General features: G+C 62.5%; 13 protein-coding genes. 3 read left to right on the forward strand and 10 right to left on the reverse strand.

The window, feature by feature from the left end:
• Positions 1–120 precede the first annotated feature (120 nt).
• Positions 121–834: a UTRA domain-containing protein gene (locus tag M5B96_RS11805; protein WP_248796875.1), complete on the forward strand. Its 714-nt coding sequence runs from the start codon at positions 121–123 to the stop codon at positions 832–834.
• A 111-nt stretch (positions 835–945) separates the two neighbouring features.
• Here the strand turns inward: M5B96_RS11805 and M5B96_RS11810 are convergent, their stop codons facing one another.
• The 7 genes from M5B96_RS11810 to minC form a co-directional block, all read right to left on the reverse strand.
• Positions 946–3,117, reverse strand: a complete 2,172-nt coding sequence (locus M5B96_RS11810; RefSeq protein ID WP_248797073.1) for a mechanosensitive ion channel family protein — start codon at positions 3,115–3,117, stop codon at positions 946–948.
• A 63-nt stretch (positions 3,118–3,180) separates the two neighbouring features.
• Positions 3,181–3,357, reverse strand: coding sequence for a hypothetical protein (locus M5B96_RS11815; RefSeq protein WP_248796876.1), 177 nt, complete (start codon positions 3,355–3,357; stop codon positions 3,181–3,183).
• A gap of 268 nt (positions 3,358–3,625) precedes the next feature.
• Positions 3,626–4,915 (reverse strand): M18 family aminopeptidase, encoded by a 1,290-nt coding sequence (locus tag M5B96_RS11820; RefSeq protein ID WP_248796877.1) that lies wholly within the window; start codon positions 4,913–4,915, stop codon positions 3,626–3,628.
• A 206-nt stretch (positions 4,916–5,121) separates the two neighbouring features.
• Positions 5,122–5,757, reverse strand: a complete 636-nt coding sequence (locus M5B96_RS11825) for an RluA family pseudouridine synthase (protein WP_248796878.1) — start codon at positions 5,755–5,757, stop codon at positions 5,122–5,124.
• A 183-nt stretch (positions 5,758–5,940) separates the two neighbouring features.
• Positions 5,941–6,195: a cell division topological specificity factor MinE gene (gene minE, locus M5B96_RS11830; protein ID WP_007898843.1), complete on the reverse strand. Its 255-nt coding sequence runs from the start codon at positions 6,193–6,195 to the stop codon at positions 5,941–5,943.
• A 3-nt stretch (positions 6,196–6,198) separates the two neighbouring features.
• Positions 6,199–7,011 carry a septum site-determining protein MinD gene (gene minD, locus M5B96_RS11835; RefSeq protein ID WP_248796879.1) on the reverse strand — a complete coding sequence of 271 codons (813 nt, stop codon included), beginning with the start codon at positions 7,009–7,011 and terminating at the stop codon, positions 6,199–6,201.
• Positions 7,012–7,213: 202 nt separating this feature from the next.
• The gene (gene minC, locus M5B96_RS11840) at positions 7,214–7,951 is read right to left on the reverse strand and encodes a septum site-determining protein MinC (protein WP_248796880.1); all 738 of its coding nucleotides are present in this window, start codon (positions 7,949–7,951) and stop codon (positions 7,214–7,216) included.
• 121 nt (positions 7,952–8,072) lie between these two features.
• Between minC and M5B96_RS11845 the strand changes: the two genes are divergently transcribed.
• A complete protein-coding gene (locus tag M5B96_RS11845) occupies positions 8,073–9,005 on the forward strand; it encodes a lipid A biosynthesis lauroyl acyltransferase (RefSeq protein WP_248796881.1) in 933 nt (310 codons plus the stop codon).
• Positions 9,006–9,076: 71 nt separating this feature from the next.
• On the forward strand, positions 9,077–10,255 hold the full coding sequence (locus tag M5B96_RS11850) for a patatin-like phospholipase family protein (protein WP_248796882.1): 1,179 nt from the start codon (positions 9,077–9,079) through the stop codon (positions 10,253–10,255).
• Positions 10,256–10,486: 231 nt separating this feature from the next.
• On the opposite strand, the gene M5B96_RS11855 is transcribed toward M5B96_RS11850, so the two are convergent.
• The 3 genes from M5B96_RS11855 to M5B96_RS11865 all read right to left on the reverse strand — a co-directional run bounded on the left by M5B96_RS11855 (position 10,487) and on the right by M5B96_RS11865 (position 13,593).
• Positions 10,487–11,296: a Cof-type HAD-IIB family hydrolase gene (locus M5B96_RS11855; RefSeq protein WP_248796883.1), complete on the reverse strand. Its 810-nt coding sequence runs from the start codon at positions 11,294–11,296 to the stop codon at positions 10,487–10,489.
• 217 nt (positions 11,297–11,513) lie between these two features.
• The gene (locus M5B96_RS11860; protein ID WP_248796884.1) at positions 11,514–12,302 is read right to left on the reverse strand and encodes a VacJ family lipoprotein; all 789 of its coding nucleotides are present in this window, start codon (positions 12,300–12,302) and stop codon (positions 11,514–11,516) included.
• Complete coding sequence (locus M5B96_RS11865; protein ID WP_248796885.1) at positions 12,295–13,593, reverse strand: serine/threonine protein kinase; 1,299 nt, start codon at positions 13,591–13,593, stop codon at positions 12,295–12,297. The genes M5B96_RS11860 and M5B96_RS11865 overlap by 8 nt, the downstream gene beginning before the upstream one ends.
• Between the last annotated feature and the right edge of the window lie 177 nt (positions 13,594–13,770).

Consider the following 13,770-nt stretch of genomic DNA (forward strand, 5'->3'; position numbering starts at 1 on the left):
CGTCGCTTTGTCACATATCAGTCATCTGCATTGCCTAGGCTTGAGGCAACCCACGGAAGCCGCGATCTACTGCGCTTCTGCCCTGAAACAGTGCTGGTCTAGTCCAGATAGGTAACGTTGATGCGTGAAGAGGCACCAAAGGCCGTGACAGCCATCGGTCAGGCTCTGCATGAGCAGATCGGACACGGCTTGCTGCCAGCGGGTAGCAAATTGCCCGCCGAACGCAAACTCAGTGAGTTGTTCGGTACCACTCGGATCACCGTGCGTGAGGCCTTGTTGCAGTTGGAGGCCCAGGGGCTGATCTATCGCGAGGAGCGTCGCGGCTGGTTTATTTCGCCGCCGCGCCTGGCCTATAACCTGATGCAGCGTAGCCACTTTCACGCGATGGTCAGCGCCCAGGGGCGGGTGCCGTCGACCCAGGTGATCTCGGCGCGCTTGCAACCGGCGTCGGCGGCGGTGTGTGACTGGTTGCAACTGCCGGCGCTGTCCAGCGTGATCCAGATCTGCCGGGCACGCCGGATCGACGAGCGGCTGGTGCTGTATGTCGAGCATTACCTGAATCCGCAGTACTTCCCGGGGATTCTGGAGTTCGATTTGAACCAGTCGATCACCGAGCTGTATGCGCGGCATTACGACCTGCATTACGGGCGGGTCAGGTTCGAGATCGTGCCGACTTCCTTGCAGGTGGAGGCGGCGGCGGCGTTGCGAGTGTCAGTGGGCAGCCCGGGGTTGCGGATTGCCCGGGTCAACTATGACCAGCATGGGCGGCTGATCGACTGCGATCTGGAGTTCTGGCGCCATGATGCGATTCATGTCGGGGTGGATGTGGTTTAACCTGCAGTTGGATCCGAGGGGGCTTGAAGTTGAGTAGGGTCTTTTGGCGAGCGGGCTTATGTGGGAGCGGAGCTTGCCCGCGAAGGGGCCCTTAAGATTGCTGTGGCAGTCTCAGGATTTGGGTGTGGATTCCGTTTCCGGCCCACCGCCCGCCGTAACCACCTGCACACTTAGGCGCGGCGTCGCCAGGTCCAGCCCGGCCTCGTCCATGGTGCGCTTGAGCGCCAGGTTGAAGGCCCGTGAAACCTCCCACTGTCTGATCGGCGCGGTCTTGAAGCGGGCGCGCAGGATCGCGCTGCCGGACTCGAAGCTCTCTACCCCCTGGATCTCCAGCGGCGACCAGATATTGCGCCGTTGCAACGGGTCGGTGCGCATCTTCTGGCCGACATCGCGCATCAGCTTGATCGCGTTGTCGATCGGCATGTTGTACGGGATCGCCACCCGGAAGATCGCGTAGCCGAACTCCCGCGAGTAGTTCTTGATGCTCTTGATCTCGCTGAACGGAATGGTATGGACGATCCCGTCGATATCCCGCAGCCGCACCGTGCGGATGGTCAGGCCCTCCACCGTGCCGAGGTGGCCGCCGACATCGACGTAGTCGTCGATGGCCAGCGAGTCCTCGATGATGATGAACAGGCCGGTGATCAGGTCCGCCACCAGCGACTGCGCACCGAAACCGATGGCCAGGCCGATCACCCCGGCACCAGCCAGCAATGGCGTGACGTTCATGCCCATGTTCGCCAGGGCGACGATCAGTGCAATGATGAAGATCGCCACGAACAGCACGTTGCGGATCAGCGGCATCATGGTCTGCGCCCGGGCATTCGCCAGGCCTTTGCGCGAGCGGGTCAGGGCGTGGTGCACGGCGGTGTCGCTGAGAATCCACAACAGCCAGGCGAAGATCAGCGTACCGCCGAGGCTGAACAGCTTGACGCTGATCTCATGGCCGTCGCCCTCGGTGAAGCGGATCAGCGACATGCCCCAGACCCTCAGGCCCAGTTCGATAAACACCAACCACACCGCCAGGTGCACCAGGGTGTAGCCGAAATTGGTCAGGCGCTCGGAGTACAGGGCGTGACGCTTGGGCCCACGGTGGGGCTTGAGCGCGTGACGGCGCACCAGCCCGTTGATCACCATGCACAACACCACCAGCACGGTGCAGATCAGCGATTGGCGCAGGGCGGTGCTGGTATCGCCGGCGGAGATGAAGGTGGCGAACAGCGAGATCGCCACCAGGATCAGTGCCGGGACGAACCAGAAGGTGCCGAGGATCGCCAGGGTGTCGCTCAGGGCACGGCGGTTCAGGCGCCGGGACAGCGGCTGGTTGCGGATCAGGTGGGCGATTGGCCGGCGGAAGCGCAGGATGAACAGGCCGCTGGACAGCGCCGCCATGACATTGGCGAAGGTCGCGGCGGTGTGCGCCAGGTGGCCGCCGAGGCTGGCGATCATCCGTGGGTCGCCGAGGGCCTCGCCGAAGGCGGCGAAGCTGCCGATCAGCCATAGCGGTCGGAAGGCCCGCCGGCGGAGGATATACAGGGCCTGATGGCGGTGCTGGCCATCGAGCACGGAGAAGGCGATCACGCAGATGGCCGAGAAGCAGGTACCGATCACCAGGGCGTAGGCCAGCACCATCGCCAGGTTCTTGCCCAGGGACGAGGGTAGGGCGTAGCTCATGTACACGGTGATGATCAGGGCGATCAGCCAGGGCCCGAGCTTGCGCAGGGCAAAGCGCAGCAGGTCGACGGTGCGCGGGTGTTGTGGCAGTTCTTCGCTGAGACCGAAGCGCAGGCGCACCTGGCGTCCGAGCCAGATCATGGCCCAGGCGAGGAAACTCCAGAGTGCCAGGATCAGGGCGAAGGCAAAGACCATCGGCACCCACTCGCTGGCCGGCAGCATCAGGTCGAGCAGTTCGCCCTTGGCCAGGTCGAACTCTTCCGACCAGCGATTGAGCGGGCTGTCGTCGCCGGAAAACTGCTTTTCGAAGCCGGCGAGGGTGCTGCCGATCAGTCCCAGCACGCCTTCCTCGGTGGCCGGTTGGGCTTTCCTGGTGCTGTCGCGCAGCTTCTTCAGGTCGCCCAGCAGCTTGGCGCGTTGCTGGTCGTTTTCCAGGTTCTTGATCACTTCATCCAGCGATTGCGCCAGGGGTTCGCTGGGTGTCGGCTGGGTTTTTTCCGCGCTGGCCAGAAGGCTCGGCAGACCGGCCGCATTGGCGCTGACCAACGGCAGGAGTGTCAGCAGGCAGATGAATAAAACCACGGGCAGGGCGAAGAGACGAGCAAACACTAGGCAGTCAACCATGGACGATACGGGTCGACGAAGTGTACGTCAGGCGTGGGGGCAATGCATTTAATCGGTCAGTTGGGCCAGGATCTTGTAGACCACGGTGCCGAGGATGAACAGCATGCCGACCCAGATCAGCAAGACCCCGGCATTGCGCTCGCGAAAGTTGAAGCCGATGGCCAACATCAACATACCGCCCACGATGGGAATGAGCATGGTGTGGAAAGCGAAGGGTGTGATCATGGCGACGACCTGGTCGAGGGAGATACCTTGAGTCTAGGTCGGTTTGGCGGGAGCGGGGTTGATGTGTATCAGAAGCAATACGGGGGGGGAATGAGGTCGTGAGTGTGACAGTGTGGCGAGCGGGCTTGCCCGCGCTGGGTTGCGAAGCAACCCCAAAACCTGTGACCGCGTCATATCAGCTATATCGCGGTGACCGGTTTTAGGAGGGCTTCGCCCTCCAGCGCGGGCAAGCCCGCTCGCCACGGGATGTCATCGCCAGGTCGAGCGGTTAGGGCAGCTCGCGGCTGGCGTAGAATGCACTCAAGACTTTCACCAGATGCGCCAGGTCGTGGCTGCCGGCCAGTTCGCGGATCGAGTGCATGGCGAAGGTCGGCAGGCCGATATCCACTGTACGCACCCCCAGGTGGCTGGCGGTGATCGGGCCGATGGTCGAGCCACAACCCATGTCACTGCGCACCACGAAGCTTTGCACCGGCACTTCCTCGGCCATGCACAGATGGCGGAAGAACCCGGCGGTTTCGCTGTTGGTGGCGTAGCGCTGGTTGCTGTTGACCTTGATCACCGGCCCGGCATTGAGCTTGGGACCATGGTTGGCATCGTGCTTGTCGGCATAGTTGGGGTGCACGCCGTGGGCATTGTCTGCCGAAACCAGCAGGGATTTCTGGATGGTCCGCACGAACTCATCGCCTTCCGGCAGCAGGCGGCGCAGGGTCTGTTCCAGCATCGGGCCGTCGGCGCCGCAGGCGGAGCAGGAACCGACTTCCTCGTGGTCGTTGCAGACCAGTACGCAGGTTTCTTCGCTGTCGGCGCCGAGCAGCGCTTGCAGGCCGGCGTAGCAGGACAGCAGGTTGTCCAGGCGCGCACCGGCGATGAAGTCGCCGTTCAGGCCGATGATCGCGGCGGCCTGGGTGTCGTAGAAGCTCAGCTCGTAGTCGAGCACCACGTCGGCATTCAAGCCGTGCTCGCGGGCCAGTTGTTCGGTCAGTACGGCGCGGAAGTCGACCCGTTCGTCGCCGGCGAACTGGGCCAGGATCGGTGGCAGCTCGTTCTGCGCATTGATCGCCCAGCCCTGGTTGGCCTCGCGGTTGAGGTGGATCGCCAGGTTGGGAATGGTGGCGATGGGCAGCTTGAAGTCGATCAACTGGCTCTCGACCTTGCCGTCGCGGCGGAAGGTCACGCGCCCGGCCAGCGACAGGTCGCGGTCGAACCACGGGGCGAGCAGGGCGCCGCCGTAGACTTCGACCCCCAGTTGCCAGAAGCCCTGGCGTTGCAGTTCCGGCTGCGGCTTGACCCGCAGGCACGGGCTGTCGGTGTGGGCGCCGACCAGGCGGATACCGCCCAGCAGCGGCGAGGCACGACCGAGCTTGATGGCGACGATCGAAGAGTCATTGCGGGTGACGTAATAGCGCCCGTTGGCCTCGGTGTGCCAGGTCTCGCGCTCGTCGAGACGTTGGTAACCCGCCGCTTCCAGGCGCTGGACCAGGCTGGCGGTGGCATGGAACGGGGTGGGGGAGGCCTTGAGGAAGTCGATCAGGCCTTGGTTCAACTCTTCGCGCATAAATAGCTCCAGACAGCAGTGTCAGGAGTTTACCGTATCTTGTAGGAGCCAGCTTGCTGGCGATGAGGGCCTTGAGCTTTGCATCGCCTTCACGGGCCTCATCGCCGGCAAGCCAGCTACAGGGACCGGGCAATACCGAAAATGTGTGTCGGGTCGCCGAAGCAGGGCTTGCCCCGATGCCGCTCCCACAGGAGGGCGGTAGGGTTTCAGAACGGCGCCGGGCACTCGAAGCGCAGGCGTTCGCCGCTTTGCGGATGGCTGAAGCTCAGCATGCTGGCGTGCAGGCACAGCCGTGGCCAGGCGGCCAGGGCCTGTGGATGGGCGTACAGGCCATCACCGAGCAACGGGTGACCGATGGACAGCATATGCACGCGCAGTTGGTGCGAACGCCCGGTGATCGGGGTCAGTTCCACCCGGCACCAGTCGCCGCAACGTTCCAGGACTTTCCAGAAGGTCAGCGCGTGTTTGCCGAATTCGTGGTCGACCACGTGGCGTGGCTTGGTCGGCGGGTCGTAGCGCAGCGGCAGGTCGATGCTGCCGCTGTCCAGTCCCGGCTGGCCCCAGCACAGTGCGGTATAGGCTTTTTCGGTTTCCCGGTCGTGGAACTGCCGCGACAGTTCGCGATGGCTGTCCGGGTCGCGGGCCAACAGGATGATCCCGGAGGTTTCCCAGTCCAGGCGATGGACGATCCGGGCTTCGGGGTAGCCGTTTTCCTGCAGGCGGGTAATCAGGCAGTCCTTGTTGTCATCGGCCCGGCCGGGGACGGAGAGCAACAGGGTCGGTTTGTTCACCACCAGCACGGCGGCGTCCTGATGGAGGATGTGGATATTGGACAGCGGCATTAAAACAGTCTCGTAACAAACGCCAACGGCGGCCCGGAGTCCGTGCGTTCCTGTAGGAGCAGAGCTTGCTCGCGAATGGATTTCACAGCCGACTCAAGTGTCGACTGATTGACCGCTATCGCGAGCAAGCTCGCTCCTACAAAAAGCACAGGCTCCGGGCCGCCGAGGCTCCGGCCGGATCGATCAACGATCGGGCAGGGTGATATTGAGTTCCAGGATCGAGCAACTGCCCTGGTTTTCCAGCGCCACGTGCACGTCGTCGGACCCGATATTGACGTACTTGCGGATGACTTCCACCAGTTCCTTCTGCAAGGCCGGCAGGTAATCCGGGGTGCTGCGTTGGCCGCGTTCGTGCGCCACGATGATCTGCAGACGCTCTTTCGCGACCGACGCGGTGCTTACTTTTTTGCTGGCACGAAAGAAGTCAAAAAGGTTCATTGCTTAGTTGCCTCCAAACAGGCGCTCGAAGAGTCCTTTCTTCTTCACATCGAGGAAACGATGCTCCACGGTCTTGCCCAGCAGACGGTCGACCGCGTCGCTGTAAGCCTGGCCCGCATCGCTCTGGTCGTCGAGAATCACCGGCACACCCTGGTTGGAGGCCTTGAGCACCGCCTGGGACTCGGGAATCACGCCGAGCAGGGTCACCGCGAGGATTTCCTTGACGTCTTCGACGCCGAGCATCTCGCCGTTGCTGACGCGCTCGGGGTTGTAGCGGGTCAGCAGCAGGTGTTCCTTGATCGGCTCTTCGTTGTTCTCGGCGCGGCGCGACTTGCTCGCCAGCAGGCCGAGCATACGGTCGGAGTCACGCACCGAGGATACTTCGGGGTTGGTCACGACGATGGCTTCGTCGGCGAAGTACATGGCCAGGTGGGCGCCGGTCTCGATACCGGCCGGGGAGTCGCAGACCACGAACTCGAAGTCCGCCTTTAGGGCCATCAGGACTTTTTCCACGCCTTCCTTGGTCAGCGCGTCCTTGTCCCGGGTCTGGCTGGCGGCCAGCACGTAGAGGTTTTCCAGGCGCTTGTCCTTGATCAGGGCTTGTTGCAGGTTGGCTTCGCCCTGGACCACGTTGACGAAGTCATACACCACGCGACGCTCGCAGCCCATGATCAGGTCGAGGTTACGCAGGCCGACGTCGAAGTCGACGATCACTGTCTTGTGGCCCCGCAGCGCGAGGCCGGTACCGATGGCGGCGCTGGTGGTGGTCTTACCCACACCACCCTTGCCGGATGTAACCACGAGAATCTTGGCCAAGGTGTATCACCCCTAAGGAATAAAGGACTTTCAGCCCCTGAAGAACGTCACTAAAAAATAACTGTAGTCGTGTAGCGTCGGTTGGAAATCGAGGAAAAGTCTGAAGTACCTCGGGTTATTCTTACCTTTCGCGATTTCCCACACCGTTCGAGCTGTTTTCGCTACGAGAAGGCGACATTTTGGAAATGGCGGCAAGTATCCGTTAAAGCCGGATGATGTTCAACACGTCGCCGGACAAGCTGACTTGAACGCCGCTGCCCCACAATGGATCGCGACGCAAATCTTCGGAAACCTTGTACTGGCCGGCGATCGAGACCAGCTCGGCGCTCAGTTGCTGGCAGAAAATCCGCGCCTTGGTGTCGCCCTTGATGCCGGCCAGGGCACGACCGCGCATGGGACCATAAACATGGATGTTGCCGTCGGCCAGAAGTTCCGCGCCGGGGCTGACGGACGCGATGACCACCAGGTCGCCGCCCTGGGCGTAGACCTGCTGGCCGCCGCGTACCGGCGAGGTGATGATCTTCGTCGGCTTGATAGTAGGCTCCGGTGGCTTTTCCGGTTTTTTCTTTTCCAGGCCTTCGGTCGGATCGACCGGTCGCTCGCGGGCACCGGACGGTGGCAGCACCGGCAGATCAATGGCAATCGCCGCGGCAATGTCTTCGATGCGGTTGGCGCGGATCGCCAGGGTGCGCAGGCCGTGCTGGCGGCAGACACGCATCAGCCCGGGCAGGTCGATGGGCCCCTGGCCGTCCGGCAGTTTGTCCAGCGCCAGTACCAGCGGGGTGTTGCTGAAGAAGTTCGGGGCCTGGGCAACCTTGGCCGCCAGCTGCCGATCGAGGGCATCGAGGTTGTTCTGCGCCAGTTCCAGCACCGTGATGGCGAGCATGCTGCCCTTCAGCTGGAACACGGGATCCTGGTCTAGCAGTTCGGTTTGGCTCATGGTCGGGATAACGCAGCTTGTCACTAAAAGTGCCGAGACTTATAACGAGAACGCCCTCGGGCCGCAAGCCGCCGCGAACCGTTGTAGAATGCGCGGCCTTGTTGTCTGTCCGGAATCACCCATGGATCGCCCGCGTTTTCGAGCTGCTTTTCTTCACCCCCGTTACTGGCTGCTATGGCTGGGGTTGGCTTTGCTGTGGCTGATTGTCCAGTTGCCCTATGGCTGCCTGCTGTTGCTCGGGCGTTTCCTCGGTGCGGTGATGTACCGGGTGTCCGCCGACCGACGGACGATTGCCGCGCGCAATCTGCAGTTGTGTTTTCCGGCGTTGTCCGCCGCCGAGCGCGACCAACTGCTACGCAAGAATCTTGCTTCCACCGGGATCGCCTTTTTCGAAATGGCCATGAGCTGGTGGTGGCCCAAGCCGCGCCTGGCGCGCCTGGCCCATATCGAAGGTCTCGAACATCTGCAGCAGGCCCGGCGAGAAGGCAAGGGCGTGATCCTGATGGCCCTGCATTTCACCACCCTGGAGATCGGCGCGGCCTTGCTCGGCCAGCGGCATACCATCGACGGCATGTACCGTGAGCACAGCAATGCGTTGTTCGATTTTATCCAGCGCCGCGGCCGTGAACGGCACAACCTCGATTCCCTGGCGGTCGAGCGCGACGATGTGCGTGGCATGCTCAAGTTGCTGCGTGCCGGGCGGGCGATCTGGTACGCGCCGGACCAGGACTACGGGATCAAGCAGAGTGTGTTCGTGCCGTTGTTCGGCATCCAGGCGGCGACCGTCACCGCCACCAGCAAGTTTGCCCGCCTGGGCAAGGCGCTGGTGGTTCCGTTTACCCAGGAGCGCCTGGCCGACGGCAGTGGCTACCGGCTGGTGATTCATCCGCCGCTGAAGGACTTCCCGGGGGAAACCGAAGAAGCCGACTGCCTGCGGATCAACCAATGGGTCGAGGTGGCGTTGCGCGAATGTCCGGAGCAGTACCTCTGGGCCCATCGCCGCTTCAAGAGCCGGCCGCCGGGTGAACCCAAGCTTTACGAAAAACGCCGATAAACCCGGCTGGGTGTTGCGGCAGGGACCGGGGGTGGTGTATCAGGATATTTCTTGATTGACGGAGTGTTGCGATGAGCCCAGTTGAACCGGTCACTGGTCTGATTCTCTCCGGAGGCGGCGCGCGCGCCGCCTATCAGGTGGGGGTGCTGGCGGCGATTGCCGAGCTGTTGCCGCCGGGAGCGGTCAATCCTTTTCCAGTGATCGTCGGCACTTCGGCCGGGGCGATCAATGCGGTCAGCCTGGCCAGCGGGGCGATGGACTTTACCTCGGCGATCGAACGCCTGACCGCGTTCTGGCAGGGCTTTCGCAGCCATCTGGTGTTGCGCAGCGACTGGCCGGGAGTGATCCGCCAGGCCAGCCGTTTCGTCGGCCACAGCCTGCTGGGCCTGGGCACGCAGGTGCCAGTGGCGCTGCTCGACAGTTCCCCCCTGCGTGACCTGCTCAATGACAAATTGCACCTGCCGGGTATCGACCATGCCATCGAGCAACAGCGCTTGCATGCCGTGGCGGTTACCGCGTTTGGTTATGAGTCCGGCCAGGCGGTGACTTTTTACCAGGGCAAGGGCGCCATCGATTCCTGGTTGCGCCATCGGCGGGTCGGCGTGCCGACCCAACTGAGCGTCGAGCATTTGCTGGCCAGTTCGGCGATCCCGCTGCTGTTTGCCCCGGTCAGGCTCGGCCAGGAGTTTTTCGGTGACGGTGCGGTGCGCCAGTCGGCGCCGATCAGTCCGGCATTGCACCTGGGGGCCACCCGGGTCTTGGTGGTGGGGGTCAGCGGCAACCCGCGGGGTGTCGACAGCGCCACCGAGCGCACCTATAGCGGGCAGCAACCGAGCCTGGCGCAGATCGGCGGGCATATGCTCAACAGTACTTTCATTGACAGCCTGGAAAGCGATATCGAGTTGTTGCAGCGCTTGAATCAGTTCAGCCGGCTGTTGCCGCCGCAACCGCGCAGCCTGGGCCTGGCGCCGGTGGATGTGCTGGTGATCGCGCCGAGCCAGCCGATCGATGAAATCGCCGCGCGCCATCGTCATGAGTTGCCGGCGGCCTTGCGCTTTTTCCTGCGTGGACCGGGCGCGACCCGGACCAGTGGCGCGGGAGTGTTGAGTTACCTGTTGTTCGAGGCGGCTTATTGCAGCGAACTGATCGAACTGGGGCGTCGCGATGCGCTGGCCAAGCGCGAGGAGCTGTGCCGGTTCCTCGGGTTGCCGCAGGTTGCGATGGTGGCGCAGACGGCTTCTGCGCTGTAGGCATTGGGGCAATCAGTTAAGAAAAGCCGAGGTCGAGCGTGTATTTGTGGCGAGCGGGCTGGTCGGAACGCCGCACCGCCGCTCTGGGGCGCGAAGCGCCTCCCAAAATCAGCGACTTCACTGTGTCAAGCAGAACGCAGTCACCGGTTTTAGGGCTGCTTCGCAGCCCAGCGCGGGCAAGCCCGCTCGCCACAAGTCCGCGCTCGGCTTCGAACTGGCGTAGCCTGTTAGCTACGCTGTCAGCAGGTTCGCCGCCAGATAACGGGCGACCGATTCCTCGCTGCAACTGCCCAGGGTTTCATGCCCGGGCAAGGCCTGGAACACCTTGGCGTGAGCCGTGCCCATCACCAGGCCCTTGCCGATGCTCGAGAGCATCTCGACATCGTTCATCCCGTCGCCGAACGCGATGCACTGGCTCAGTGGCACTTGCAGGAAGTCCGCGAGTTTCTTCAGGGCGCTGCCCTTGGATACGCTGGCGGCCATCATCTCCAGGCACCAGGGCGAGGAAAAAGTGCTGTGTACCTGATCGCCCAGCCGAGCCTTGAGCTGTTCCTCGAGAACCGCCAGGGCCTCGTGGTCGCGGTCCTTGTGGATAAAGAAGATCTTCTCCACCGCCTTGCTCGGGAATTCGTCGATCTCCAGGACCGTGGGCGCGAACCCCGGGTTCTGCTTGAACTTCTCCAGTTGCTGGCTATCGGCGTTGGTGAACCAGCGGGATTGGCAATACAGGTTGGTCACCAGGCCGGGGACGTGGCGGGAGGCGTCCAGCAGCGTCCGCGCGACCTGCGCCGGCAGGTGCTCGCTGGTGTCGAAAGTCTTGCAGGCACTGCTGATCCGCGCACCGTTGGCGGTGATCAGGTGCACCTGCAGGTTGTAGGGCCGCAGGATCGCCTCGACATCGGGCTGGCTGCGCCCGGTGGCGATGACCAGATGCTTGCCGGCCTCCAGCAGGCGCTGGAGCACCCCGTGGGAATAGTCGCCGATGCGGTCATCCGGTAGCAGCAGGGTGCCGTCGAGGTCGGTGGCGATCAGGTGGTACATGCTTGTGTCCTTGTCAGGCCGGTTGATCTGCAATCTTGAGAACACCCCGCACCTCGCAGGAGCCCGGCTTGCCGGCGATGGCGGTCATAAGGGCGATGCAAGACTCAAGGGCCTCATCGCCGGCAAGCCGGCTCCTACGGGTTTGGTGGCGTTTTAAAGAGTCCGTTGCCTCAGTTGACCGGCAGCGCGGCAAGCCCTGCATCTGTAATCTGCGGGCTTATTCGGCGATCTGCAACTTGCGCGCCTCGGTGTACACGTAGCGGACTTTCTCGTATTCGAACGGTGAGTTCAACTGACCATAACGGAAGCTGGTGGTGTAGCGCTTGTCGATGGCTTCCAGCAGGTAGATTTCCGGGTGGTCGGAGCTGACCTGGGAAACGTTGAGGAAGTTGATCTGCGATTCGGCGGCGAAGTCGAATACCAGCCCGCCGGTGTCGCGCAGGTTTGATGGGCCGAAGAACGGCAGCACCAGGTACGCCCCGCCCGGCACGCCATAGAAGCCGAGGGTCTGGCCGAAGTCTTCGGTCTGGCGTGGCAAGCCCATCTTGGTTGCCGGATCCCACAGGCCGGCGACGCCGATGGTGGTGTTGAGCAGCAGGCGTCCGGTGGTTTCCAGCGCACGCTTGCCCTTGAACTGGAACAGGCTGTTGAGCAGGTTGGAGACATCCCCCAGGTTGCTGAAGAAGTGGCTCACGCCCTCGCGCAGGAAGGTCGGCGTGACGTAGCGGTAGCCATCGACCGCCGGCAGGAACACCCACTCGTCGAAGCGGTAGTTGAAGTGATAGACCCGGCGGTTCCAGGACTCCAACGGGTCGTAGACGCTCAGGGCGTTGAGGGTCGAACGCTCGAATTCACGCTGGTCCAGGCCCGGATTGAACTTGAGCTTTTTCAACGGTTCGGTGAAACCGTCGGGGTCGGTGACCACGGGGTCGTGGGCCTTGCTGTTGTCGGCCAGGGCAGTGGTTGCGCAGAGCAGGGCTGCGATCAACAAGAGAGATTTAGCCACGGAAGAACTCCAGCATGGCGTCGGCGTTGACGCGGTAATTGAGGTTGCCGCAGTGGCCGCCATGGGGGTAGACCGTCAGGCGATCGCCAAAAGTTTTGCGCAGGAAACCCAGGTCGCCAGGGCCGAGGATGACGTCGTCGGCGTTGTGCATCACGGCGATTTTCGGGCTGTCGTGCAGGTAGTCCTTGAGCGCGTAGAGACTGACCTGGTCGATCAGTTGCAACAGGCTGCCGCCGTCGCTGCGGGCGCGCCACATCGGGATCACCTGTTCGGTCAGGTAGCAGTCGAAATCGCATTGCAGGGCGCGCTTGAACATCGGCGTGAGGCTGGTGCCTTCGCTGATCGGGTACTTCGGCGGGGTAAGCAGGCCGCGACGGTTGATCAGGTCCGAGGTAAAGGCGATGTCCGCCGCGGAAAAGCGGAAGGTGGTGCCGATCAACATGGCCATCTGTTCATTGGTCAGGTGTTGCTTGGAATGCTGGAAGTCGTAGAGCAGGGCGTCGTTGAGGTCGATGTAGCCCTTCTGCTGGAAGTAGCGGGTCAGTTTGCCCAGCACCAGTTCATAGAAGGTGGTGCTGTTGTTGATGCCCTTGACCTCGGTCTGCACCAGCTTGTCCAGGTTGGTGACCGAGGTGTAGAGGTTGACCGGCGGATTGAGCAACAGGACTTTCTTGAAGTTGAAGCTGCGTCGGGTTTCATCCAGCTTGCTGACAAAGGCCGCGTCGAGGGCGCCTAGGCTGTAGCCGGTGAGGTAGTACTCGGTCACCGGCAGTTTCGGTTGCTGGGCGCGTACCGCCTGCATGACCCGGTACATGTCCTCGGCGTCTTCCTGGCTGATGCCGGGGGTGGCGAAGCGCGAGGCGGCGCTCATGAAGTCGAAGCTGGTGGGCGAGGACAATTGCACGACGTGGTAGCCGGCCTGGTAATAGAGCTTCTTCAGGTATTCGTTGATGCTGCTGTCATAGCGTGCGCCGGTACCGGAAATCAGGAAGATCAGCGGCGCCGGATGATCCTGCTGGGCCAGGCGGTAGGTGAGTTTTTTTACCGCCCAGAAATTGTCCGGGAGGATGAAGTCGCGTTCGGGGCGCAGTTTTAGGCTGTAGTCGGCTTGGTGGATGGCGTCGTCGTCGGGCAGTTTCGGTCGCAGCGCCGGCGGTGTGGTGGCGATGGTCGCTTCGAACGGGTTGGTCAACGGGTAGCCATAGCTGGCGGTGTCGACATCGACTGCCAGGGCGGACGCACTCAGAATGAGACCGCCGATAAAGGCAGCGAGGCGCAGAGAACAGAGCATGACTACATCCCTTTGAAGGAAAGCGCTGAATAAGGTTCGCAGGCTATGACCATCGGGGTACTGCCGAAGTGCAATGTCCCGACGCTAAAAAAAAGCATTTCAGACGGGGTGAAGACGGGTAATTGCCAGGCAACGATACACTTTGCCGCAGTTTGCCGAACAGTTATGTGTGGCTGG

The organism is Pseudomonas sp. MWU13-2105, assembly GCF_023242315.1.
Lineage (GTDB): Bacteria > Pseudomonadota > Gammaproteobacteria > Pseudomonadales > Pseudomonadaceae > Aquipseudomonas.